18 protein-coding genes are annotated in these 24,104 nt (G+C 69.3%); 13 read left to right on the forward strand and 5 right to left on the reverse strand.

All coding sequences use genetic code 11. The features are described 5' to 3' along the window. Positions 1 to 5: 5 nt before the first annotated feature. Both UA74_RS31365 and UA74_RS01330 read left to right on the forward strand, forming a co-directional pair. Complete coding sequence (locus UA74_RS31365; protein WP_157442136.1) at positions 6 to 1,379, forward strand: hypothetical protein; 1,374 nt, start codon at positions 6 to 8, stop codon at positions 1,377 to 1,379. 7 nt (positions 1,380 to 1,386) lie between these two features. Continuing rightward, the gene (locus UA74_RS01330; RefSeq protein WP_075738167.1) at positions 1,387 to 2,202 is read left to right on the forward strand and encodes an ESX secretion-associated protein EspG; all 816 of its coding nucleotides are present in this window, start codon (positions 1,387 to 1,389) and stop codon (positions 2,200 to 2,202) included. A gap of 165 nt (positions 2,203 to 2,367) precedes the next feature. Here UA74_RS01330 and UA74_RS01335 read toward each other — a convergent pair whose 3' ends face one another. From UA74_RS01335 to UA74_RS01350, 4 genes are all read right to left on the reverse strand, one after another. Next, positions 2,368 to 3,645 carry a serine hydrolase domain-containing protein gene (locus UA74_RS01335; protein WP_075743280.1) on the reverse strand — a complete coding sequence of 426 codons (1,278 nt, stop codon included), beginning with the start codon at positions 3,643 to 3,645 and terminating at the stop codon, positions 2,368 to 2,370. 7 nt (positions 3,646 to 3,652) lie between these two features. Next, the gene (locus UA74_RS01340) at positions 3,653 to 4,963 is read right to left on the reverse strand and encodes an exo-beta-N-acetylmuramidase NamZ family protein (RefSeq protein WP_075738169.1); all 1,311 of its coding nucleotides are present in this window, start codon (positions 4,961 to 4,963) and stop codon (positions 3,653 to 3,655) included. Further along, a complete protein-coding gene (locus UA74_RS01345) occupies positions 4,960 to 6,807 on the reverse strand; it encodes a glycoside hydrolase family 3 protein (protein WP_232237591.1) in 1,848 nt (615 codons plus the stop codon). The genes UA74_RS01340 and UA74_RS01345 overlap by 4 nt, the downstream gene beginning before the upstream one ends. 716 nt (positions 6,808 to 7,523) lie before the next feature. Then, the gene (locus tag UA74_RS01350; RefSeq protein ID WP_075738171.1) at positions 7,524 to 8,357 is read right to left on the reverse strand and encodes an HAD-IB family hydrolase; all 834 of its coding nucleotides are present in this window, start codon (positions 8,355 to 8,357) and stop codon (positions 7,524 to 7,526) included. Positions 8,358 to 8,945: 588 nt separating this feature from the next. Between UA74_RS01350 and ssd the strand changes: the two genes are divergently transcribed. The 8 genes from ssd (at position 8,946) to UA74_RS01390 (ending at position 15,361) form a co-directional block, all read left to right on the forward strand. Continuing rightward, positions 8,946 to 10,028 carry a septum site-determining protein Ssd gene (gene ssd / locus UA74_RS01355; RefSeq protein WP_075763712.1) on the forward strand — a complete coding sequence of 361 codons (1,083 nt, stop codon included), beginning with the start codon at positions 8,946 to 8,948 and terminating at the stop codon, positions 10,026 to 10,028. A 104-nt stretch (positions 10,029 to 10,132) separates the two neighbouring features. Then, a complete protein-coding gene (locus UA74_RS01360; RefSeq protein ID WP_083683892.1) occupies positions 10,133 to 11,302 on the forward strand; it encodes a TadA family conjugal transfer-associated ATPase in 1,170 nt (389 codons plus the stop codon). Continuing rightward, the gene (locus tag UA74_RS01365; RefSeq protein WP_075738177.1) at positions 11,296 to 12,117 is read left to right on the forward strand and encodes a type II secretion system F family protein; all 822 of its coding nucleotides are present in this window, start codon (positions 11,296 to 11,298) and stop codon (positions 12,115 to 12,117) included. Before UA74_RS01360 ends, UA74_RS01365 begins: the two co-directional genes overlap by 7 nt. Beyond that, a complete protein-coding gene (locus UA74_RS01370; protein ID WP_232237592.1) occupies positions 12,114 to 12,833 on the forward strand; it encodes a type II secretion system F family protein in 720 nt (239 codons plus the stop codon). Before UA74_RS01365 ends, UA74_RS01370 begins: the two co-directional genes overlap by 4 nt. 105 nt (positions 12,834 to 12,938) lie before the next feature. After that, a complete protein-coding gene (locus UA74_RS34150) occupies positions 12,939 to 13,265 on the forward strand; it encodes a DUF4244 domain-containing protein (protein WP_083682842.1) in 327 nt (108 codons plus the stop codon). Next, positions 13,265 to 14,083 (forward strand): TadE family type IV pilus minor pilin, encoded by an 819-nt coding sequence (locus UA74_RS34155; RefSeq protein ID WP_075738179.1) that lies wholly within the window; start codon positions 13,265 to 13,267, stop codon positions 14,081 to 14,083. Before UA74_RS34150 ends, UA74_RS34155 begins: the two co-directional genes overlap by 1 nt. Then, positions 14,049 to 14,417: an Rv3654c family TadE-like protein gene (locus UA74_RS01385; protein WP_075738181.1), complete on the forward strand. Its 369-nt coding sequence runs from the start codon at positions 14,049 to 14,051 to the stop codon at positions 14,415 to 14,417. Before UA74_RS34155 ends, UA74_RS01385 begins: the two co-directional genes overlap by 35 nt. Before the next feature lie 302 nt (positions 14,418 to 14,719). Then, positions 14,720 to 15,361, forward strand: coding sequence for a bifunctional DNA primase/polymerase (locus UA74_RS01390; RefSeq protein WP_075738183.1), 642 nt, complete (start codon positions 14,720 to 14,722; stop codon positions 15,359 to 15,361). Here UA74_RS01390 and UA74_RS01395 read toward each other — a convergent pair whose 3' ends face one another. Continuing rightward, on the reverse strand, positions 15,362 to 17,704 hold the full coding sequence (locus UA74_RS01395; RefSeq protein ID WP_075738185.1) for a DEAD/DEAH box helicase: 2,343 nt from the start codon (positions 17,702 to 17,704) through the stop codon (positions 15,362 to 15,364). It lies immediately after the preceding gene. A gap of 293 nt (positions 17,705 to 17,997) precedes the next feature. Between UA74_RS01395 and UA74_RS01400 the strand changes: the two genes are divergently transcribed. The 3 genes from UA74_RS01400 to topA all read left to right on the forward strand — a co-directional run bounded on the left by UA74_RS01400 (position 17,998) and on the right by topA (position 24,102). Next, positions 17,998 to 20,310 carry a sodium-translocating pyrophosphatase gene (locus UA74_RS01400; protein ID WP_075738187.1) on the forward strand — a complete coding sequence of 771 codons (2,313 nt, stop codon included), beginning with the start codon at positions 17,998 to 18,000 and terminating at the stop codon, positions 20,308 to 20,310. Between the two features lie 104 nt (positions 20,311 to 20,414). Beyond that, a complete protein-coding gene (locus UA74_RS01405; protein ID WP_232237593.1) occupies positions 20,415 to 21,074 on the forward strand; it encodes a hypothetical protein in 660 nt (219 codons plus the stop codon). A 262-nt stretch (positions 21,075 to 21,336) separates the two neighbouring features. Beyond that, the gene (gene topA, locus UA74_RS01410; protein ID WP_075738189.1) at positions 21,337 to 24,102 is read left to right on the forward strand and encodes a type I DNA topoisomerase; all 2,766 of its coding nucleotides are present in this window, start codon (positions 21,337 to 21,339) and stop codon (positions 24,100 to 24,102) included. Positions 24,103 to 24,104 lie beyond the last annotated feature (2 nt).

Genomic DNA, 24,104 nt, shown 5'->3' on the forward strand with positions numbered 1-24,104 from the left:
GTGAGATGAGCGAACTCAACCTACAGACGACCTGCCTCTCTTGGGCGGGCAAGGACGCCAAGACCATCCGAGCTGAGGTCTACGGGGGCGGTGGAGGAAGCGGCGCGGGGCTCCAGGAGGTCGCGGGCCGGTGGCGTGACCTGACCACGAAGTACGCCGACGTGGGCAGCTACATCGAGACCTCACTCCAGAAGGCCCAGTCCGCGCACACCGGCGCGGCGGCAGACGCATCGGCGGCCGCCGTGAACCCGCTTGCGAGCTATGCCATTCAGGCACAGGGGCAGACCGAGGCGATCGCGGGCACGATCGACGTTCAGCTCGACTACCGGCTGAACACGATGACCAGCGTCCCCGAGGGCCAGGAGGAGCCGCAGAAGAGCGGCTTCATCGAGAACGTGCTCCCCTCGAGCATCACCGGGCACGGCGACCGCATGGACGCTTACGAGGCCGAGAACGACGAGGCCCGGCAGGTCATGCAGGGCTACCAGAACAACACCAACCAGAACCTGATGTCCATCACTCCGTTCGAGGAGCCGCCGGAGGCCACGTACAGCCTGGCGTCCAGCAGTCCCGGCTCCCTGGGCACCGGGTCCGGCGGCACCGGTGGTGGCATCGGCGGCGGCACCGGTGGTGGAGCCGGTGGCGGTATCGGCTCCGGCGGCGGTGGTGGTGGCGGATGGACGCCGCCCGGCTCCGACGGTGGTGGCGGTATCGGTGGTGGCGGCGGTACTGGTGGTGGCGGTGGCGGCGTGAACCCGCCCACGATCCAACCGGACTTCAACAACCCGATCCTGCCTCCCCCGAATCAGCCCCCGGTCGTGCAGCCGCCCATTGGACAGCCGCCCATTGGACAGCCGCCCATCGGGCAGCCCCCGTTGGGCCCACCGGTGATCGGCGGCCCCAACGGACCCAATGGCCCTTACGGTCCCAACGGTCCGCAGGGCCCCAACGGCCCCAACAGCCGCCTCCCCGGCGGCCCCAACGGTGGTCCCGGCGGTCGTGGATTCGGCGGCGGTCCCGGCGGCCCCGGCGGCGGGCGTGGCGGCTTCGGACCCGGTGGCGGCTTCGGACCCGGCGGCGGCTTCGGTCCCGGTGGGGCAGCCGGTGGATTCGGTGCTGGTGGTCCTGGCGGCGCGGGCGGCTTCGGCCCCGGTGGCGCAGGCGGCCCCGGTGCGGGTGGTGGTTTCGGCCCCGGCGGCGCCGGTGGTCCTGGTGGTGTCGGCGGCGCAGGCGGCGGTATGGGCGGCGGCGCTCGCGGCAAGAACAGCGAGGGCGAGGACGACAAGGAGCACAAGCGCGCCGATTACCTGCTGGAGACCGATGACGTCTTCGGCGATGGACAGCTCGTCGCACCGCCTGTCCTCGGCGAGCGAGGGTAGGTAGTCCGTGCCCAACCACGGTCAGATCGTGTTGCCCGCCCTGGCGGTCGACACGATCTGCACTCGGCTCAATGTGAAGCTGCCTGCGCTGCTCAAACCGATCGGCTTCGGGGACACCGAAGACGAGCGTCGCGTGCTGCATCAACGAGCCTGGCGAGATTTGGAGTCGCGAGGACTGGTCGAGTACGGCGAGCTGAACAGGTTCCTGGAGGACACGTTCCGCACGCTGGCTCGGCCGGCCCTCGCGGTCTGGGCGACCATGATGGTCGATCGACAGAACGGCATCGACGCCGTGGCTGCGGCCGACGGTGACTTCGCGGTGCTGGCCAAGGTCGAGGCGGCGGAGGGGACACCGAGAACCGAGCTGTCTCTCACGCTGGAGGCGACCAGGCCCACCGGGCTGGCTTACGCGGCGGTCGGGCTGCTGCCCGAACACCCGGCCGGTCGCGGCCACTCGATCAGCCATCCCGCCGAGCAGATCGAGCAGGCGGCCACGAGCGGGGCACGCTCGGCGACGCAGCTCCGCGCGGCCTTCGCGAACGCGGGCCTGCGCGGAACCGACGCCGAGTTCCTGGCCGAGGTGCTGTCGGCGGAGCGGAAGCGGGCGGGCGAGTTCACCGCGCGCAGCTTCGATCCGCTCAGCGGCAGGCTGCGCAAGTCCGAGTACCGAGTCGACTTCATGGACAACGCCACCGGCCGCTTCTTCCTGCAACAGAAGACGGGATCGGACGGCAGGCGGTGGTTCACCCTGGCGCCGTCGGACAAGAAGCGGTTAGGCGCTCAGGTTGCGGAGTTGTGTTCGCTGGTCGCGCCACGGAATTGACGCACCTCATGGCTCTCGCCGAAATGCAGGCTGAGCGGGCAGCAGGTCCACGATGACATTCGACGGGGACCATCGACATCCAGTCGGTGGTCCCCGTCGTCGTCCTGAGCCTGCGTTCTGACTCAGCGGATGCCCGGGGGCTCCTGTTCTCGAGTCATGTCCGGGTCACCGCAAGCGGGCCGGGGTTCGAGCTGCGGCGAGTCCATCGGCCACCGCCACCCGTGCCGGATTGATCGACCCCCAGTCCCGGGACGGATGCACCCGATTGGTCAACAGCACGGCGATCGACCCGCCTGCCCGGTCGATCACCATCGACGTCCCGGTATACCCGGTATGACCTGCGGCAGCGGGGCCCGCCAGCCCGCCCATGTAGAAGGACTGGTTCAGCTCGAAGCCGAGACCACGCGGATGATCGGGGAAGTCCGGGTTGTGGTCGGTGAGCATCTGCCGAACCGTTCCCGCCCGGAGAATCCGTCTGCCGTCGTAACAGCCCTCGTTCAGCATCGTCTGGCCGAGGATCGCCAGGTCTCCTGCGGTGCCGAAGACCCCGGCATGGCCCGCCGTGCCGTTCAACGACCAGGCGTTCTCGTCATGCACCTCGCCGTGCACCATGCCTCGGGGCGGATCGGCCTGGAACTCGGTGGCGGCGATGCGCGGCAGGTCCTCCGACGCCGGTCGGTATCCGGTGTCGGTCATGCCGAGCGGCTCGGTGATCCCGGTGCGCACGAGGTCCGGCAGCGTTCGGCCGGTCACCCGTTCCACGAGCACCGCGAGGGCGATCATGTTCAGGTCGGAGTAGATGTAGGCGGTGCCCGGCGCGGCCTGCAGCTCGGCGGTGAGGCTTGCGTGCAGCCTGCTCGGCACATCGGGCCAGTCTCGCCACAACAGGAGGAACGGCGGAAGTCCCGAGGTGTGCGTCAACAGCTGGCGAACGGTGACCGACTCCTTGCCCGCTGCGGCGAACTCGGGCAGGTACTCGGCCACCGGCCGATCGAGTCGGATCCGTCCCTGTTCCACCTGCTGCATCGTCACGATCGAGGTGAAGAGCTTCGACAGGGATGCAAGGTCGAAGATCGTGTCCTCGGACGTCGGGATCTGTTCTGCGGCGGGCAGCTCGGTGCCGTCGCCGTCGGCGTACCGCAGTGCGTGGCCGGTCGCCTCGCTGGTCGTCACGATCCCGTCGTGCACCAGGACGACGACCGCACCGGGGTAGAGCGGCCGTTCGGAGCCCGATCCGCTCGTCCAGCTCCGTACCGCGTCCAGCGCCTCGTCGATCGGAGCAGGATCCAGCCCGGCCTCGCCGGGTGTTCCCGGCCGGAGCGGGGCGCAGTCTGTCACGGCTCGTCCGGTCGTCGACTGCGTAGGCTGCTCGGCGAGCGCGGCGGGCACCATCGCCGCGCCGAGGACGGCTGCCGAGACGAGGACAAGGGGCAGTGCTCGCATGACCACCTCATCGATAGAGCAGGTAGGGCTCGCGACGAGCGCGGAAGGCCGCGACGTCCGCATCCCAGGACTCGACGATCTCGGCAGGTGATGCCCCGGCGTCGACCATCAGCCGGAGACGGTCCGACCCGGCGAGCCGGTCGATGAACTCGTCCGCCCGCCAACCCCATTGCTCCGGGTACAGATCCCGAGCCGTCGTGATCATCGATACCGCCGTGCGCAGCGGGTCGAATTCGGCGGGGGACGTGACGTGCAACGCGACGCCTCCGCAGTCGGTGCCTTCGTGCTTGCCGAAGGAGGGAACGAAGTACGTCTCGCGAAATCGGACGCCAGGCAGGCCCGCCTCGTTGAGTTGTTCGGCCCAACGCCAGTCCAGGCCGGGCGCGCCGATGGTCTCGAACGGGCGAGTGGTGCCTCGGCCCTCGGAGAACAGGGTCCCCTCGAACAGGCAGGTACCCGCGTAGACGTGGGCCGTCTCGATGGTGGGCACGTTCGGGCTCGGCGGCACCCACGGCAGTCCTGTCGAGCCGAACAGCTGATCCCGTCGCCAGCCCTCTACCTCGATGACGCGGAGTTCGTCGACTCCTCGACCCGCCTCGTCCGGCAGGAACTCGGCATTGAAGAGCCTTGCCAGCTCGCCGATGGTCATGCCATGTCGAGAGACGATCGGTTGACGTCCCACCCCTGAGGCATAGGCGGGGTCCAGTTGCGGACCGGCTGCCGTGCCGCCGAGCGGATTCGGCCGGTCGAGTACGACGAACGCGGTACCGGTGAGGGCTGCGGCGTGCATCGCCGTGTACATCGCCCAGATATAGGTGTAGAAACGCGCTCCGACGTCGGCGATGTCGAAGACCACCATATCGATGTCGGCCTGTCGGTACATCGCGGCGACCCGGTCTGCTGCCGCACCGTAGACGTCGTAGACGGGGACCCCGGTGCGCGGATCGGTGTAGTCGCCCTCCGAACCGCCTGCCTGCGCTGTGCCGCGGAAGCCGTGTTCTGGGCCGAAGGCGGCCACGAGATCGACCTCGCCGCCGTCCACGACCGCGTCGACCACGTGGGTGAATCCGGGCAGCACGCCGGTCGGGTTCGTCAGAATCCCGACGCGCCTGCCCGCCAGCTCGCGCCAGCCGCTCTCGGCGGCGACCTGCGCGCCGACCCGAACGGAACCTGCTGCGGGTGTGACCCGCGACGGCGAGGCGAACGCGCTGCCGCTGACAGTCAGCGCAGGCACCGCGAGGGCCGAGGCGGTCAGGAATCCGCGTCTTCCGAGGTTGCCTGCCCCGGTCGATCTCGCCGGGTCCGATGCGTGTCTCACCCAGTCACCGACCAGGTCAGGCCGTGGCCGAACGGGTAGCTCGCGGTGTCCGGGTCGTCCGGGGCGGGGACGGTGACCGGCAGCGTGCCCACCGGTGCGATCTCACCGAGCACGACGCGGGTCAACGACTCCATCGCCTGCGCGCCGATCGAGTGGGTGGCGAGCCAGGTGGTCGCCTCCTCGACGTATGCCGCGTCGTACGGGTCGCGAGTGGCCACGGCGATCAGCGAGGCGTCGCTCCCGGCCAGACTGCGGACGAGTTCCCGCTGCCCGGCCCGCGACTCGTTCCATGCGGCGTTGGTGAGGGCGATGGTCATGTCGTGCTCGGCGGCAGCGCCTACCGCCTCGTCGATCTCGGCGGCGGTGGGGGAGGCGCTCGTGAGGTGCTGTCGTACCTGCACGCCACGCTGGGACAGGGAGTCGGCCAGGGCGGCGAGTGCCGTCGTGTCCGGCCCGGTGACGAGCGCGGATGCGGGTGCGTCGGCAGGCAGCAGACCTGCATCGTTGCGCATCGCGATCGTCGTGTGATCGGTGATCTGCTGCGCGGCGGCCAGGTGGTCGGCGTTTCCGACGAACTCGGCCACCCGGTCGACGTCGACGAGAGGGTCGCTGATGACACCACGCTGCCACTTCATCGCCAGCACCCGGCGGACGCTCTCCTCGATTCGCGACTCGGTCAGCTCGCCCGACTCCACTGCGGCTAGGACCGCATCGACGGCGACGTCGAGATACTGCGGCATGAGGAGCTGATCGGCGCCTGCCTGGAGGGCCAGCACCGGGATGCGCTCGTCGGCGACCTCATTGCGGACGCCCTGCATCTGAAGGGAGTCGGTGCTGATGACCCCTTCGAAGCCGAGCTGATCGCGGAGGAGGCCGGTCAACACGGTGGGGGACAGCGTCGCGGGCAGACCGGAGTCGTCCAGTTCGGGCATCAGGATGTGGCCGGTCATGACGGTGTCCGCGCCTGCCGCGATTGCCGCCGCGAACGGGGGAGCGTCGAGCTCCTCCCACTCCTCGCGGGTGTGGTCGATCTCCGGCATCGCATCGTGGCTGTCCTGGTTCGTGTCACCGTGGCCGGGGAAGTGCTTGATCGCCGACGATACGGTCAGTTCGCGTACCGCCGAGTCCTGGTATCCCTCGACCTGAGCGGTGACCAGTTCGGAGACCAGGGCCGGGTCCGAGGAGAACGAGCGGACACCGATGACCGGGTTGGCCGGGTTGACGTTCACGTCGGCCACCGGTGCGAAGTCCTGGTTGATGCCGACCGCTCGGAGCTCCTGACCGGTGATCGCCGCCGCCGTCCGTGCATCATCCCGGTTTCGGCCTGCCCCGAGGGCCATGCTGCCCGGCAGCTGGGTGGCGGGTTCGCGGAATCGGGTGACGATGCCCTGCTCCTGATCGGTCGAGATCATCAACGGGATCTCGGCGCCTGACGAGAGGGCGGCCTCCTGGAGCCCGTTGGACAACCCGGCGACCTGGACGGGATCTTCGAAGCTGTCGGTCCAGTTGAAGTAGATGACGCCGCCCAGGTGGTACCGCTGCACGACTTCGGCAGGGGTCTCGACGCCGAACTCGGTGACATTGTCGGGGTGCGCGCTGTCGGCGGAAGGACCGTAGGCGTAGGTCACGAAGATCTGGCCGACCTTCTCCTCCAGACTCATACCCGCGATCGTGTCGTCGATCCAGGCCTGCATCTCGTCGCCGTCCGACTGGTTCGCCACCGGCACGTCCGCAGGCTCCTCGTCGACGCCGGACCGCACGGGACCGAGCGTGCTCGAGCCGACCGCCACGGCGGCTGTCATCGCGGCGGCGGCGAGCAGATGAACTCGGTTGAGTCTCGGCATCACTGGCTCCCCTCAGCGGCCGGCCTGGTCGAACGGATGGGACTGGACGCCACCCGACGATGTGCCGGAGTTCTCTGCAAACTACCCACGGGCAACTGAAGGGTCAACGATCTGTACACGTCCGTTGACATGGCGTGCAGACCGGTCGTCGGTGTGTCTTGACGGCCCGTCCTGGCCGAGTCGATGAGGCGATCGCGCGGCCTCGAATACCGCGTTGAGGCCGCAGGGACGAGATCCGGGAGCGGCGGTGTGCGGGAGCGCCAAGGCGCGGACATGCCGAGGGCGCCTCCTCGAAATCGAGAAGGCGCCCTCGGCTGGTGCGAGTTGTCCGGTCACCGAGCGTGCAACAAATGTCGTACTTTCGGGGCTAGGCGTCCAGCGTCCTGATACGCAGCCCCTGGTCGACGAAAGCCTCCCGCGGCGTGCTGAGCGTGGGTGATCCGGTACTCGCACACGGAGCTTCTACAGGGAGAACGAGGCTTCTCTTCTGCCGCGTTCCTGGCCGTATGAAGGTCCGCACCACCTTTGTAGTCCGTGTCGACGGTCACAGCAAGACACTCGATCGAGTGCACCGGTTCAGGCACCCTCTGCGATGACTACGCCCGCATCCAGCGGTTTTCTTCACTCGTAAGGGTGCTGGCGTTGATGCGGTGCGGATGGTGCGATGGCGGCGTCCGGCGAGTGCCCGGCCGGAGGTCTGTCGGTGACCGGCTTGGTCAGTTCCCGCGTCGTCTGCGAAGGCGTCGATGTCCGTACCAGGCGACTCCGGCCGCCGCGACGGCACTGAGTCCGATGGCCGCAGCCGTGACGGCGGTACCCGAGGGCGTGGGAATCCGGGCTCGCAGTGACACGGTGTGATCGAAGGTCAGCATCGGCCAGCCGCGCTGAACCACTTCCTTGCGCAGCGCGCGATCGGGGTTGACGGCCGTCGGGTGCCCGACCGCCTCCAGGAACGGCAGGTCGCTGATCGAGTCCGAGTACGCATGGGAGTCGGCGAGGCGATAGCCGTTGCGCTCGGCGATGGCGGTCAAGGCCGCAGCCTTCTGCCTGCCATGGCAGAAGAAGTCGAGTTCGCCCGTGTACAGCCCGTCGGCCACGGTCATCCGGGTTCCTGCGAAGTGCGTGATGTCGAGCATCCTGGCGATCGGCTCGACGACCTCCTCGCCGGAGGAGGACACCAGCACCACGTCGTGTCCCTGCTCGCGGTGGTCGGCGATCAGCTGGGTCGCCTCCTTGTAGACGAGCGGGTCGACGACGTCGTGCAGTGTCTCTTCCACGATCGCCCGGACCTGCGCGACGTCCCAGCCAGTGCAGAGGGAGGTGATGTGAGCCCGCATCCGATCCAGCTGGTCCTCGTCGGCACCCGCGAGCATGAGGAACTGTGCGTAGGCGCTCTTGAGCACCGCTCGACGGTTGATCAGCCCCTGCTGAAAGAACGGTCTGCTGAAGGCGAGCGTGCTCGACTTCGCGATCACCGTCTTGTCGAGATCGAAGAAGGCGGCGATCCGCGTCGGGGAGTCGCTCCGTTCGACCGTGTCCTGAGCCGTCACGTGGCCAGCATAAGCGGCCCTGTGTGCAGGCTCCGTTTCGACGGATCGCGACCGTCGGAGCCTTCTGTGCGGGCGTGTCACCCGTTCGCGGAGTCGGATTCTGATGAAGTCGTGGCAACTGCTGTCAGTTAGTGAACGAGGCACACGAAAGTGGTCGGTGGGAAGTACAGTAAGGGGCGTCCGGCCTTGAACCGGACGGGTTCAGCTCAACCCCCCGGAGCTGAACTCTCGCGACCCCCGCCCCTCCCCCCGGCGGGGGTCGTCCCCTTTCTCCGGCCCGGTTGTGCCGTTGCTGCCCTGCCCTCGGCCTCTCCTCGGACGCTGCCCCGTTGCCGCAGCCCGGCGTGTCGATGTCCGCCTCGGTGGGCGGCTGACGTTCTGCGGCGTAGGCGATCCGCTCCCATCGGGTGGTTGACGTGTCTGACCTCGGTGCCTTGCGTGCGATCCCCGAAGTTGTCCACATGGGGGTCGGTCATCCACAACTTGATCTTGAACGCTCGCGGCGAACGTCGGACTGGGACACCGTGGTCCTCGAACGCGGCGTCGAATCCGGCGCCGCCGAGCCTGACGAGATCACCGGGAGTCGCAATGCAGAACGATCGAGTGCTGGTGCTCAGCCGCGACGGCGAACTGCTCGACGAGTTGCTACGGATGGCCGCCGCGGCGGGCTGTGAGGTCCAACGCCTGCCCGATGCCGTCGCCGCCCGCGCGCCATGGAAGGCGGCGTCCCTGGTGGTGCTCGACGCCATGAGCGTGATCGAGGTTGCCTCGGCGGGGCTGCCACGCCGTGCAGGCGTCGTCGTGGTCTGTGTGACGCCGCCTGCCGAAGAGGTGTGGCACGCCGCCGTGGCGCTCGGCGCCTGCGCGGTTCATCTGGTCCCGAGAGACGAGGAGCGGATCGTCGCGGCGTTCGCCGATGCGGTCGAGCGTCCTGGGAGACGCGGCACAGTGCTGGCTGTTCTGGGCGGTCGAGGAGGTGCGGGCGCCTCCGTCTTCGCTGCCGCCCTCGCCAGGGCCTCGGCGGGCCGATCCGAACGAGTGCTCCTGGTGGACGGAGACCCGGTCGGCGGCGGGCTCGACCTCCTGCTGGGCGCGGAGGAACGGACCGGGCTGCGATGGTCGGGGCTCGGGGCGGTCGGCGGTCGTCTCGCCGCCGCCACGTTGCGGGCGGCACTGCCCAGTCAGGAGATCGGCGATGGCGCGGTGACGGTCCTGTCGTGTGATCGAACCGACGGCGGGGAGCCTACGGCGGAGGGTGTCGAGGCCGTCGTGACGACTGCCTGCCGATCCGGTGACACGGTCGTCTGTGATCTGCCCCGATCGTTGCCAGCGCACGCGATCACGGCGCTGACCAGGGCTGATCTCGCAGTGATCGTCGTGCCTGCGGAGGTGCGTGCGTGTGCCTCGGCGGCAGCTCTGCTTGCTCGGCTTCGGATTCACGACCCACCGCTGCGGCTCGTGGTGCGCGGGCCGTCCCCTGGCGGTCTCACGTCGGCCGACGTGCAGCGTGCCCTCGGCGTCCCGGTAGCGGCCGCGATGCGTCCGGAACCCGGTCTTGCGGCTGCATTGGAGCACGGTGGGCTACGACTGCGTGCCGACGGACCGCTGGCGAAGTCCGCAGCCACGGTGCTCGACCTCGTTCGGCAGAACGACACGAGAGGTGCGGCATGACGACCTCGGAGCGCGTGAGATCGGAGCGTGTGCGAGTCGGCCCGGCGGACGGTGCGGAACTCACCGACGTCGGCTCCGCACCGGCCGGGCAGGTCTCGGATCGGGTGGACGCCGAGCTGGTGGATCGGGTTCGGCGCAGACTAGCCGAACTCGACACCATGATCACCCCGGCCGTCGTTGCCGAGGCGATCCGGCGCGAGGCGGGCGGCGTCCTCGGCGACACCGAGGTGCTGCACGCCTTGCGACTGCTGCGAGACGAACTCGTCGGCGCGGGCCCGCTCGAGGGCCTGTTGAGACAGCCCGACGTGACGGACATCCTGGTCACCGGGCCAGGTGAGGTGTGGGTCGATCGCGGAGGCGGGCTGACCCGCGCATCGATCCGGTTCGCCGACGAACACGCCGTTCGGCGGCTCGCCCATCGGCTCGCGGCCGCGGCAGGCCGCAGGCTCGACGACGCACAGCCCTTCGTCGACGCGTGGCTACCTGCCTGTCTCGGTATCGGAGACGTTCGACTGCACGCCGTCATCCCGCCGATCTCGGCAGGCGGGACCTGTCTGTCGCTGCGAGTGCTCCGGCCTGCCGTGCACGATCTGCCGACCCTGACCGCGATGGGCACCTTCTCGTCCGAGGTGGAGGGACTGCTGCGGGCACTGATCGCGGCTCGTCTCGCCTTCGTCGTCGTCGGCGGCACCGGCTCGGGAAAGAGCACGCTGCTCGGCGCACTGCTCGGCATCGTGCCCGCCGCCGAGCGAGTGGTGTGCGTCGAAGACGCGGGTGAGCTTCGACCAGACCACCCGCACTTCGTCTCGCTGCTCGCTCGGCCGCCCAACGTCGAGGGTGCTGGGGCGGTGACCTTGCGGGACCTCGTTCGACAGGCGCTGCGGATGCGGCCGGACCGATTGGTGGTCGGCGAGGTCAGAGGGCCGGAGATCTGCGATCTTCTCGCTGCGTTCAACACCGGCCACGACGGTGGATCGGGGACCATGCACGCCAACTCACCGGGGGAGGTTCCCGCACGGATGGAGGCCTTGGCCGCGTTGGGCGGGCTCGATCGGCCTGCGTTGCACAGTCAGCTTGCCGCGGCGGTGCAGGTGGTGCTGCACATGGCGAGGGGGCCTGCAGGCTCTCGGCGACTCGAGTCGATCGGCCTGCTGCGGCGCGACGGCGATCAGATTCGGGTGATCGACGCGTGGCGTCGAGACGGCGAGCCCGCACCTGGCCATGTCGCCTTGCGCAGGCTGCTGCACGGCAGGGGAGCGCAGACGCCATGGTGAGTGCGGCACTGCTGACCTGGAGCGCCGCACTGCTGACCTGGCCGGGGCGATCTGCTCGGTCGAGGGTGCGACTCCTGCGGCCTGCGGTGGATCGGCGGCCCGCATCGCGACGTCGCAGCCCGCGTCTCGGTCGATTCTTCGCCGTCGGCATCGGCCTGGGAGTGGGCTGGATGTCGGCCGCAGTGGCCGGTGCGGTGGCGGGGGCGATGCTGGCGGCGACGTGGTGGAGTCGCCTTGCGGCTCGAAGGAGTTGGCGACGCGGCCTTGCGGAGGTTCGAGGGTGGGCCGATGCACTCGGCATGATGAGTGCGGAGCTGCGTGCAGGCGCCGCACCGGCCGAGGCGGCAGCAGGGGCGGCACGGGATGCCGAGCCCACGGTCGCGGGAGTTCTCGTCGCGATCGCGTCCACCGCAAGGCTCGGTGGCGACGTTCCGGCCAGGCTGCGTACCGCAGCCGTCGACCGACCACGGTGTGCGGAGGCGCTGGCCCGTCTCGGACGGAGTTGGGCGGCGGCCGAACGACGGGGCGTGCCCTTGGCCGAGGCGCTCGACGCGGTTCGCCGAGACCTCGACTTCCGGGTCAAGACGGCCAACGGTCTGGCGGCGAGGATGGCAGGTCCGCGTGCTACCGGCGTGGTGCTCGCCTCGCTGCCTCTCCTCGGCGTGGCGCTGGGCGAGGCGATGGGTGCTGGTCCGTTGGAGGTTCTCTTCGGCGGCGAACTCGGACGACTCCTGCTCGTCGTCGGCGTCGCTCTGGACTGCCTCGGTGTCTGGTGGATCGGACGAATCACGGTGCAGACGGGGTGGTCCGCGTGACCCTCGGGTCGATCCTGCTGGCCGCAGCACTGCTCGCCGCACCGGGGGTCTCGGGTGTCCGGGGCAGGCTCGCCGTCGTGTCGGGCGTCGACGGCGGAGGGCGGCGGAAGGCCGTGACGGATCGGCACCTGCTCCTGATCGCGATGTGCTCGGTAGGCGTATCGGTGGCGCTGCTGTTCGGCGGGATCGTCGGTCTGGTCGCGGGTACGGCGGGCGCGGTGGTCGTGTGGTGCGGCGGGCGCCGAGTGGCGCGCGGCGCCGTCCGTGCCCCGCCCGACCCGGCTCGTCTGGCCGCAGGGTGGGACGTTCTGGCGGCAGGACTGCGCGCGGGGCTGACTGTGCCTGCCGCGCTGCACCTGGCGGCGGAGGAGCTCATCGAGCCCACTCGAGGGGTGTTGTACCGGGTTGCCGAGCTGCTCACGTCAGGGGAGGACCCGGACACGGCCTGGCAGCCTGCGGTGGATCATCCGCCGACCAGGGAGCTCGCCCGTGGCGCCCGACGGACGGCGCAGTCCGGCAGCGCGCTGGCGGGACTGGCGGTTCGGCTCGCCGACTCCGCTCGGTCTGCGGCGGCCGATGCACTGGAGGTGCGAGCTCAACGTGCTGCGGTGCTGGTCACCGGGCCACTCGGACTGTGCTTCCTGCCTGCCTTCCTCTGTCTCGGGATTCTTCCGGTCGTCATCGGCCTGGCCACAGGCCTACTCGAATCATGGTGAGACGGGCGTCCTCCGCTCCGAATCGCCTTCCTCAGCCAACTCGAGTTGGAGATGGAGACAATGCGCGTGAGGCCCTTCTCGACCGTAGTTCAGACACTCGTCCCGATGCTGCGTCGAGACTCGCGCCGTGCGGTCCCGCTGCCGTCCTGGCACGCCGCAGGCTGTGTCGTCGGGGGTGAGCGAACAACGGGCGGACGACATCGCGAAGCGGCTGCGGACGGCGCGATCGAACGATGGCGACCGGATCGTCCTGCGGTGCGCAGACTCATCCTGCTCCTGCGCGCCGACGAGGGAATGAACACGGTGGAGTACGCGGTGGGAACCATCGCAGCTGCCGGATTCGCCGCCCTCTTCTACACGATCGTGACCGGTGATTCCGTCAGGTCGGCGCTCACCGCGTTGATTCAGCAGGCCTTGTCGGTGAATCTGTGATGAGTGGCCGAGCCGACCCGGATCGCCGATGTCGGGGTACGCCGCGATTTCCCTGGCGTGCCGACGATCGAGGTGCTGTCACGATCGAGGCCGCCTTCGGCATCTGCGCGCTGCTGGTGACGCTGATCGGCGGGCTCGGCGGGCTGTCGGCCGTCACAGCACAGATCCGCTGCCTGGACGCCGCGACGGCGGCGGCCCGCCTGGTGGCGCGAGGTGCCGATGACGCGGCGGTGGCGGCGGTGCATCGCATCGCGCCGAGGGGAGCCGAACTCGACGTGGCGATCGTGGGGGAGGAGGTCGAGGTGACGGTGGGTGTGGCTGCGGTTCCGTTGATTCCCCAGATCCGGCTGCGAGCCGTGGCCTGGACGCTTGCCGAACCGGGCGTCGTCGCGACCGAGCCGGGCAGCCCAGCGGCCACGGACGCTACCGACTCCCCGAACGGCTCAGCAGGCTCAGATGTCCCGGAACGCCGGCAGGCCCCGGAAGGCCCGGCTGTTCCGGACGCTCAAGACGGTCAGGACGCGATCGACGGGCGCCAGACTGACGACCAGGCTGCGGCAGGCGACCCCGGCCCGGCAGGCGACCCCGGCCCGGCAGGCGACCGGGCCGACCCGGGTGGCCGCCACGGTGCGGCAGGCCAGGGGGATGCCGACGGCGCAGGAGAGGACTGGTCCGGCGGCACTATCAGCGCACGAGGTGATCCAGGGGACGGCGGTGATGATGCACGGGGTGACCCGAAGGTCTGGAACACGAACATCGGCGACACCGTCGCCAAGGACGCCGATGTCCGGGACCTCGGTACCGGCGGCGGAGGTTGACGACTGCGGCGCGGCGACCCCGTTGGCGCCTGCGCTGTTGGCGGCCCTGATGCTGGTGATCCTTATCGGACTGCACCTCGGCTCGGTCATCGTCGCTCGACACCGGGCCGAGGGCGCCGCCGACCTCGCCGCGCTCGCGGCGGCGGGACGGTCCATGGCAGGCGAGGCCGTCGCGTGTGAGCGGGCTCGGCGGGTCACCGATCGGATGGGCGTCCGGTTGGAGCGTTGCGCGCTCGCGGGTTTCGACGTCGTGGTCGAGGTTCACCGTGACGTGACCGGTCCGTTGCCGGTGCCCGGTATCGTTGCGGCAAGGGCCAGAGCAGGCTGGAGATGAGCCGCCGCCCGTCGCAGCGCAGGCAGGGGAATGGTCGCCGTACGAGTAGCCCGCCGCTCTCGCCTCGGGAGTGCCACGCGATGAATGGTCGTCGAACAGCGATGAACGGTTCTCACACTTTCTGAGCGTGTCGAAGCGGGCGGTCGACGACAAGCGCGCATCTCCGCGCCGCTCAATCAGCGCAATACATTCGCCGTTCACTTCGTACCAGTCGTCGACAGACCATTCTGTCGGGCATGACTCGTGTCGTTGAGTAGGAGGCAGGACGATAGCGGTGTTCTCCCACGGAAGGTGTTAAGAAGATGGACTGGTCGGCGAGCTGGCGGGATGCCTTCCGTATCGAACTCCGCGCGGAGGCGATCGGTCTGGCCGGTCGGGACTGGCCGGTCTTTCCCGGCACGTACCTCGACGACACGCTCCCCGTCGGTGAGCAGTGGGTGGGCCGAGCCGGGCACACCCAACACGGCCCCGCCCCGGTTCAAGAAGACTGGCAGACCCTGCTGCCCGCTTCGCTGGCCGACAACGTGTCCTGGTGGGCCGCCCGTCCGTACAGCCTGCTGCTGGCCACCGGTTTGGGAATCGACGTCATCGAGGTCGACGCCGCCCTCGGCAGGCCGGTGGCGGGTGCACTGCGGCGTGCGGGCCTGCTCGTGCCGACGCTGGCCACCCCCGACGGCCGCTGGCTGTTCCTCGTCGCCTCGGGCGCCCCGCTGAACCTTGAACTGGCCGAGCGGGAAGGAGTCGTGCTGCACGCGAAGGGAAGCTGGGTGCCGTTGGCGCCCTCCCCCGTGGTGCACGGCGTCGTCCACTGGCGAGTCAAGCCGGAGACCTGCGACTGGACCCTGCTGCCCTCCGCGCAGGTGCAGGAGACGATCGCGGAGGTGGCGTTCGGGCTGGACCCGATTCGCGACGATCAGGACGGACTGGTCGGCGCCGAGCGCTGATCAGCGGGCGTCGTCCGCCGAACCGATGACTGAGAGCACCGCGTCCAGAACCAGTACAGAGCCGGCCTTGTCCAGAGGTTCGTTGCCATTCCCGCACTTGGGCGATTGAACACAGGACGGGCAACCGGCCGGGCACTCGCAGGCTGAGATCGCCTCTCGAGTGGCGGACAGCCAAGGGACCAGTGCGGCGAAGCCGCGATCGGCGAAACCAGCTCCTCCAGCGTGACCGTCATGTACGAACACCGTCGCTTCACCGGTCTGTTCGTGGAAGGCGGTGGACACGCCGCCGATGTCCCAGCGATCGCAGGTGGCGAACAACGGCAACAGGCCGATCGCCGCATGCTCGGCTGCGTGCAGCGCGCCGGGAGTGCGCGCCGGATCAAGTCCGGCGCCCCCCGGCGCGCGGCCGTGTAACAACTCGTCGTGCATCGAGTACCAGACGGCTCTGGTGTGGAGTCGATGCTCGGGAAGGTCGAGCGCGACCTGGTCCAGCACCTGACCAGACGGCAGCCTGCGCAGGTACCCGACCACCTGCGAGGTCACGTCGACCTCGCCGAGACACACGGTCACTCCGCCAGCGTAGGTGCGACGAAAAAGCTCGCGGACGACCGAGATGTCGACGGTCTCCCGGGCCGACGTCGTCCAGTCCGGTGCCTCCGCGTGCACGAGCGCGATGCCGTCGGCGAGATGGAGTTCGTCCACCACGAAGGACTCGCCCTGGTGCAGATAGACGGCGCCGGGGTGCACGGTGTGGCAGGCGGCCACCGGGTCTACGGTGCCGAGCAGCCGTGCGGTGTCGCCCTCGACGACGACGATCTGCTCCCCGCCCGCGCCGCGAATGTCGACGTCATGATGTGGTCGTCGTTGCTGTGTCCAGAACCATCCCGTCTTCCTGCGTCGCAGCAGTCCGTCGGCGACAAGGCCCTCCGCGATGGCAGGCCCGTCCGCGCCCGCCAGTTCGGTGAGGGACGCCTCGGTGAGCGGGAGTTCGGCGGCGGCGCAGGCGAGTTGCGGGCCCGCCACGTAGGGGTTGCCGGGGTCCAGCACGGCCGCCTCGACGGGACTGCTCAGCAGCGCATCGGGGTGGTGCACGAGGTAGGTGTCCATCGGGTCGTCTCGCGCGATGAACACCACGAGTGCACCGTCGCCCCGTCTGCCCGCCCGCCCGGCCTGCTGCCAGAACGACGCCAGGGTCCCCGGATAGCCCGCGATCACGACCGCGTCGAGACCGCTGATGTCGATGCCGAGCTCGAGGGCGTTGGTCGTCGCCACACCGAGCAGTTCGCCGGCGGAGAGCGCCTGTTCGAGCGCTCGGCGGTCCTCCGCGAGATAACCGGCCCGATATGCGGCGATCCGGTCTGCCGCAGTGGGATCGACCTCGGCGACCAGCCGCCTGGCTTGCAGTGCGGTGGTCTCCGCCCCGCGTCTGGACCGGACGAAGGCGAGGGTGCGGGCGCCCTGTAGCACCAGGTCGGCCAAGAGCCCGGCCGTCTCGGCGCCTGCCGACCGTCGGATGGGGGCGCCGTTCTCGCCGGTGATCTCCGGGAGCAGCGGCGGTTCCCACAGGGCCACGGTCCGACCGCCACGCGGGGAGCCGTCGTCGGTCACGGCGACGCAGGACGCTCCGGTGAGCCGGGAGGCGAAGACCTCTGGCTCGGCGACAGTGGCGGAGGCCAGCACGAATACGGGATCGGCGCCGTAGTGGCGGGCGACCCGACGCAGCCTTCGCAGCAGCAGCGAGACATGTGAGCCGAAGACGCCTCGGTAGGCATGGCACTCGTCCACGACGACATAGCGAAGCCTGCGAAACAGCCGGGTCCAGCGTTCATGCTGCGGCAGGATCCCTCGATGCACCATGTCCGGGTTGCTGAAGAGCCAGCGTGCGTGCGACCGGGCCCAGTCTCGTTCGACCTGGGAGGTGTCACCGTCATACCGGGCCGCGCCGATCTCGTCGAAGCCGAGTGCGCGGACGGCGCGGAGCTGGTCGGAGCACAGTGCCTTGGTGGGCGCGAGATACAGCGCCGTCGCCTTCGGGTCGTGCAACAGGCCGGACAGCACCGGGAGCTGGTAGGCCAGCGACTTCCCGGACGCCGTTCCCGTGGCCACCACGACGTGGTCGCCCGCCCAGGCCGCGTCGGCGGCGGCTCGCTGATGGCTCCACGGTCGGGAGACGCCGCTGTCGCCGAGCGCGTCGACGAGTGCCGGGGGAACCCAGTCGGGCCAATCGGTCTGACGCTCGGGGCGGTCGGGCAGCTGGGCGACGTGAGTCAGCGGCGAGGCCTCGCTCGGCATCCCGATCGTGACCCGTTCGAGCAGGGCGTGCCCACGCTCACCCACAGTCATACGGCCACCCTTGCACAGCGCCGAGACTGATCGACTTCGGGCTGGGAGCTGCTTGATCGATCTCGTGATCGTATCCGAGATGAGCTGAACGCCACACCGTGAGTTCAGACACTCTCGCCGGGAATAGACTGCCCGCCTTCCCGTGGGTAACCAGTCGAATCTCGCTTGTGACCGAGTCCCGTGACCGGGGTCTCAAGATCGAGTGGGCAGTGGGTGGCTCGGACGCACGGGAGGGACGCGGTCGCCCTCGTGGGCGGCTCGGACCAACAGCAGCAAACCAACCAGGAGGACGGATGTCCCGGCTCAACCTCGCCCAGGTCAACTGGGCGCAGGGCCTAGAGCTCTCCGGGGGGGACTACGGCGTGGTGGCCGTGGTCGCCGTGGTCGCTCTGGCTGCCCTGCTCGTCGGATATGTCCTGCTTCGGGAGGTGCTGGCCGCCGGCCAGGGCAGCCCGAAGATGCAGGAGATCGCCAGAGCAGTGCAAGAGGGCGCGTCGGCCTACCTCAACCGGCAGTTCCGCACGCTCGGCATCTTCGTCGTGATCGTGTTCGTGCTTCTCTTCGCGCTTCCCGCCGAGGACATGGGGGAACGGATCGGAAGATCACTGTTCTTCCTCGTGGGCGCGGCGTTCTCCGCGGGCATCGGTTATCTCGGCATGTGGCTGTCCACCAGGGCCAACGTTCGAGTGGCCGCTGCGGCGGGGGAGCCGGGCGGGCAGGAGAAGGCCACCAGGATCGCCTTCCGGACCGGTGGCGTGGTCGGCATGGCCACCATCGGCCTCGGGCTCTTCGGTGCGGCCCTCGTCGTGATGGTCTATGCGGGCCAGGCGCCGAAGGTGCTGGAGGGCTTCGGCTTCGGTGCGGCACTGCTCGCCATGTTCATGCGGGTCGGCGGCGGCATCTTCACCAAGGCCGCCGACGTGGGCGCCGACCTGGTGGGCAAGGTCGAGCAGAACATCCCCGAGGACGACCCCCGCAATGCCGCGACCATCGCCGACAACGTGGGTGACAACGTCGGCGACTGCGCGGGCATGGCAGCCGACCTTTTCGAGTCCTATGCCGTCATGCTGGTCGCGTCCCTCATCCTGGGCAGCGCCGCCTTCGGCGTGCACGGACTGCTCTTCCCGCTGATCGTTCCCGCCATCGGCGTGTTCACGGCGATCATCGGCGTCTACATCACCACCGCGAAGCAGGGCGAGAATGGACTGCGGGCGATCAATCGCGCGTTCTACATCTCGGCGGGCATCTCGGCGGTGCTGTGCACCATCGCCGCGTTCGTCTACCTGCCGGGCACCTTCGCCGAACTGGGCAGCGGCCAGACGGGCGTGGCGGGCAGCCCGGCGTTGATCGCGGCGGTCGCCGTGATCATCGGCATCGTGCTGGCGGGCGTGATCCTCTGGCTCACCGGCTACTTCACCGGGACCGAGCACCGTCCCGTCAAGGACGTGGGCAAGAGCTCCCTCACCGGTGCGGCGACGGTGATCCTCTCGGGCATCTCCGTCGGTTTCGAATCCGCCGTCTACACGGCACTCGTCATCGGCGGCGCGGTCTACGGCGCATTCCTGCTCTCCGGATCGATCGCCGTCTCCCTGTTCGCGGTGGCGTTGGCGGGCTGCGGTCTGCTGACCACGGTCGGCGTCATCGTCGCGATGGACACCTTCGGGCCGGTCAGCGACAACGCGCAGGGCATCGCCGAGATGTCCGGCGAGCTGGACGACGAGAGCGCGCGGATCCTGACCGACCTTGACGCCGTCGGCAACACGACCAAGGCGATCACCAAGGGCATAGCCATCGCGACCGCGGTGCTGGCCGCAGTGGCCTTGTTCGGTTCGTACACCGATGCCATCGCGACCACGCTGGCCTCGTTGGGCGAGTCTCTCGACGTGACCGCGTTCCTGGTCTACGCGCCGAACACGCTCGTCGGGCTGATCGTGGGCGCCGCCGTCGTCTTCATGTTCTCCGGCCTCGCCGTCAACGCGGTGTCCCGCGCGGCGGGCGCGGTGGTCTACGAGGTGCGCAGGCAGTTCCGCAGCGACCCCGGCATCATGGCGGGCACCACGCGGCCGGAATACGGGCGAGTGGTGGACATCTGCACCAAGGACTCGCTGCGTGAGCTGGCCACCCCGGGGCTGCTGGCGGTCCTCGCGCCCATCGCCGTCGGGTTCGGCCTCGGTGTCGGGCCGCTGGCGGGCTACCTGGCGGGAGCCATCGGCGCAGGCACGCTGATGGCCGTGTTCCTGGCGAACTCGGGCGGCTCGTGGGACAACGCCAAGAAGCTGGTCGAGGACGGGCATCACGGCGGCAAGGGATCCGAGGCCCACGCGGCGACGGTCATCGGCGACACGGTGGGCGACCCGTTCAAGGACACCGCCGGGCCCGCGATCAACCCGTTGTTGAAGGTGATGAACCTCGTCGCGGTGCTCATCGCGCCCGCCGTGGTCACCTTCTCGATCGGGCCGGACGCGTCCCCGGTGGTGCGCACGATCATTGCCGGGACCGCCACGGCCATCATCGTCGTCGCGGTGGTGCTGTCCAAGCGCCGTTCGACCATGATCGGCGAGGACGAGAACGAGCACCAGCGGGTGTCGCCGGGCGTCGCCTCCTGACAAGAAGCCCCGAGGACCCTCGGGATCGACCACGGCAGGCCCGTCTTCGAGTTTCATCGGAGACGGGCCTGCCGTCGCCTGCCGTGCGGGGATGAGCACCCACGGTGACTGATCGGGTGCTGCGGGTTCTCAATCTCGAACGACTGTTCTACTCTGTCGGCGTGCCGCAGGCTCAGTTGTCCTTCTTCTCTGCGGAGGCCAGGCCACCGAGGATCGCCGATCTCGGCGGGCTGTTGTGCGCGCAGGGGCAGACCGTCGGCTTCGGCCATGGCACCGCCGCCAGGATCTCGGTGATCACCGAGGAGGAATGGCGAGTGCGGGAGCTGCGTCTGCTGTGCCTGGCTCGCGGGGTCGACGTGGAACTGGGCCGGTCTGACGAGGGACGCCCACTGCTCCGCACGGCCTTTCGCACCGACCTCGCCGGGCTGGCCGGTCGCTGGCTGCGCGGGGCGATGAAGTCGGTTCCGGCGGGGCTGGAACTGCACGGTCCCGCGTTGCGCGTGTGGGCTGCCGCCGCAGGCAGGCGGGACGGCAGCGGCTATCTGCTCGGCCTCGATCCCCAGGTGCCCGACACGCACGGCCCCATCGCCCAGGCCCTTGCTCGCAGCGGTCTGCCAGCCAGTCTGCTCGGCACGCGGGCAGGCGGTCCGGCACTGCGTGTCACGGGTCGACGCCGTCTTGCGCGGCTCGCCGAGCTCGTCGGCTCCGTGCCGACCGGGGTCGGCGATGTGGACGAGGTGCTGCGTTCCTGGCCCACGGCGTGAGAGGGTGAGCCGCCTCCGCCGGGTGGACGACGCGCCGCCGACCGTGCCATCGTCACTTAAGGTGACGATGGAACATGCTGCGCCTCACACCCGTTGAACACCCGAGATCGAGCGCAACCGGGTGCGGGTACGTCACCCTGGGCAGCGGTGGGAGTACTTGTCGGTGCACACTGGCGAGTCCGAGGCTGGACACGAACGCCTTGACAACGAGCACGGTAGGCGGGTCGCACAGATCGGCCGTCTGGGTAGAGAGCGGGAGAGCGTGGCAGGGTCGACACGGGCGAGGAAGGGCGGCGCCGACGGCTCAGGGGGTCGTCGGCTGGTGATCGTCGAGTCGCCTGCGAAGGCGCGCAAGATCTCCTCTTACCTCGGCGGCGGTTTCATCGTCGAGTCCTCGCGGGGGCACATCCGAGACCTGCCACGCGGCGCCGCCGACGTGCCTGCGAAGTACAAGGGCCAACCGTGGGCACGCCTCGGCGTGGACGTCGACAACGACTTCGAGCCCCTCTACATCGTCACGCCGGACAAGAAGTCCACGGTGGCCGAGCTGCGGGACGCGCTCAAGGGCGTCGACGAGCTGTATCTCGCGACGGACGGCGACCGGGAGGGCGAGGCCATCGCCTGGCACCTGTTGCAGGCACTCAAGCCGAAGGTCCCGGTCCGGCGGATGGTCTTCCACGAGATCACCGAGCCCGCGATCAGAGCGGCGGCGGAGAACCCCCGCGATCTCGACCAGTACCTGGTGGACGCCCAGGAGACGCGGCGGATCCTCGACCGGCTCTACGGCTACGAGGTCAGCCCGGTGCTCTGGAAGAAGGTGATGCCGAAGCTGTCCGCCGGGCGGGTGCAGTCGGTGGCCACCCGTGTCGTGGTGGAGCGGGAGCGGGAGCGCCTGCGCTTCGTCTCGGCGTCGTACTGGGACGTCGCGGCGGTTCTGGACGGTGGCGAGGCGGTCACGCCGCGCACCTTCTCTGCGCGGCTCGTCGCGGTCGACGGCGACCGCATCGCGACCGGTCGTGACTTCGGCTCCGACGGCCGGGCGAAGTCCGAGGGCGTCCGAGTCCTCGACGAGGCGACCGCTCGCGGACTCGCCTCGGCGCTGGCCGACGTCGCGCTACAGGTCGCCGCAGTCGAGGAGAAGCCCTACACCCGCAAGCCGTACGCGCCGTTCATGACCTCGACGCTGCAGCAGGAGGCGGGCCGCAAGTTGCGGTTCTCGGCAGAGCGGACGATGCGCACCGCGCAGCGCCTCTACGAGAACGGCTACATCACCTATATGCGAACCGACTCCACGACGCTGTCGGACACGGCGATCTCGGCGGCGATGTCGCAGGCCACCGAGCTGTACGGCGCGGAGTACGTCTCGCCGAAGCCTCGCCAGTACACCCGCAAGGTGAAGAACGCCCAGGAGGCGCACGAGGCGATTCGTCCGGCGGGTGAGGTCTTCCGCACTCCCGGTGCCGTGGCGAAGGAGCTGGAGACCGACGAGTTCCGGCTGTACGAGCTGATCTGGCAGCGGACCATCGCCTCCCAGATGGCCGACGCCAAGGGCACGACCATGAGCGTCCGCATCCGCGGATCGGCCGCGACGGGTGAGGAGTGCACGTTCGCCTCCTCCGGCCGCACGATCACCTTCGCGGGCTTCCTGAAGGCCTATGTCGAGTCGGTGGACTCCGAGGCGGGCGGCGAGGCGGACGATGCCGAGCGCAGGCTGCCGGTGCTCACCGTCGATCAGCAGGTCACCGCAGCAGAGCTCAAGCCGGAGGGACACAGCACCAACCCGCCTCCCCGCTACACGGAGGCCAGCCTGGTGAAGACCCTGGAGGAGCTGGGGATCGGCAGGCCCTCCACCTATGCCTCGATCATCAGCACCGTTCAGGACCGTGGGTACGTCTGGAAGAAGGGCTCCGCCCTGGTGCCCTCCTGGGTGGCCTTCGCCGTGGTCGCGCTGTTGGAGCGGCACTTCGGCAGGCTGGTGGACTACGACTTCACCGCCGCTCTCGAAGACGAGCTCGACGGCATCGCGGCGGGCCGCCAGGACCGCACGGGTTGGCTGTCCGGCTTCTACTTCGGCGGCGACGTCGGCCCGGAAGACTCGATCGGCCGGGCGGGCGGGCTGAAGAAGCTCGTCGGCTCCAGCGTCGAGCAGATCGACGCTCGTGAGGTCAACTCGATCCCGATGTTCGCCGACTCCTCCGGTCGGACGGTGGTGGTCCGTGTCGGCCGTTACGGTCCGTATCTGGAACGAGCAGCAGAGAACGCCGAAGGGGAGTCCGGCGAGCAGCAGCGGGCGAACCTGCCGGACGACCTGCCCCCGGACGAACTGACTCCCGAGATCGCGGAGAAGCTCTTCGCCACCCCGATGGAGGGTCGGACGCTGGGCACCGATCCGGTCAACGGTCATGACATCGTCGCGAAGGAAGGCCGCTACGGGCCCTACGTGACCGAGCTGCTGCCGGAGGGGACCAAGGGCAAGCCGCGCACCGGGTCGCTGTTGAAGTCGATGACGGTGGAGACGGTGTCGTTGGAGGAGGCGCTGAAGCTGCTCTCTCTCCCCCGGGTGGTCGGGGTCGATCCGGATTCGGGCGAGGAGATCACCGCGCAGAACGGCCGTTACGGACCGTATCTGAAGCGGGGCACCGACTCGCGTTCGCTGGAGACCGAGGATCAGATGTTCACGGTCACCTTGGACGAGGCTCGCAAGATCTACGCCGAGCCCAAGAAGCGGGGCAGGCGGACGGCGACGGCCATCCCGCCGCTGCGGGAGCTGGGTGCGGACCCGGCGACGGGCAAGCCGATGGTGGTCAAGGACGGCCGGTTCGGCCCCTATGTGACCGACGGCGAGACCAACGCCTCGTTGCGCAAGGGCGATGCGGTGGAGACGCTCAGCGATGAGCGAGCGGGTGAACTCCTGGCCGAGCGGCGAGCCAAGGGCGGCACGACGAAGCGAACGAAGCGCAAGCCCGCAGCGAAGAGTGCCCCGAAGAGTGCTCCGAAGGGCTCCCCTCGGAGTTCGACGAAGAGCTGACG

This window comes from Actinoalloteichus fjordicus, from assembly GCF_001941625.1.
Classification (GTDB): Bacteria; Actinomycetota; Actinomycetes; order Mycobacteriales; family Pseudonocardiaceae; genus Actinoalloteichus_A; species Actinoalloteichus_A fjordicus.

What these genes read in the sequence shown, in the direction of transcription:
- UA74_RS34150 (WP_083682842.1), top strand. Translation starts at nt 12,939, where the DNA reads ATGCTGCGTCGAGACTCGCGCCGTGCGGTCCCGCTGCCGTCCTGGCAC.
- UA74_RS01400 (WP_075738187.1), top strand. Translation starts at nt 17,998, where the DNA reads ATGTCCCGGCTCAACCTCGCCCAGGTCAACTGGGCGCAGGGCCTAGAG.
- UA74_RS01365 (WP_075738177.1), top strand. Translation starts at nt 11,296, where the DNA reads ATGGTGAGTGCGGCACTGCTGACCTGGAGCGCCGCACTGCTGACCTGG.
- UA74_RS01390 (WP_075738183.1), top strand. Translation starts at nt 14,720, where the DNA reads ATGGACTGGTCGGCGAGCTGGCGGGATGCCTTCCGTATCGAACTCCGC.
- UA74_RS01335 (WP_075743280.1), bottom strand. Translation starts at nt 3,645, where the DNA reads ATGCGAGCACTGCCCCTTGTCCTCGTCTCGGCAGCCGTCCTCGGCGCG.
- ssd (WP_075763712.1), top strand. Translation starts at nt 8,946, where the DNA reads ATGCAGAACGATCGAGTGCTGGTGCTCAGCCGCGACGGCGAACTGCTC.
- UA74_RS01395 (WP_075738185.1), bottom strand. Translation starts at nt 17,704, where the DNA reads ATGACTGTGGGTGAGCGTGGGCACGCCCTGCTCGAACGGGTCACGATC.
- UA74_RS31365 (WP_157442136.1), top strand. Translation starts at nt 6, where the DNA reads ATGAGCGAACTCAACCTACAGACGACCTGCCTCTCTTGGGCGGGCAAG.
- UA74_RS01385 (WP_075738181.1), top strand. Translation starts at nt 14,049, where the DNA reads ATGTCCGGGACCTCGGTACCGGCGGCGGAGGTTGACGACTGCGGCGCG.
- UA74_RS34155 (WP_075738179.1), top strand. Translation starts at nt 13,265, where the DNA reads ATGAGTGGCCGAGCCGACCCGGATCGCCGATGTCGGGGTACGCCGCGA.
- UA74_RS01345 (WP_232237591.1), bottom strand. Translation starts at nt 6,807, where the DNA reads ATGCCGAGACTCAACCGAGTTCATCTGCTCGCCGCCGCCGCGATGACA.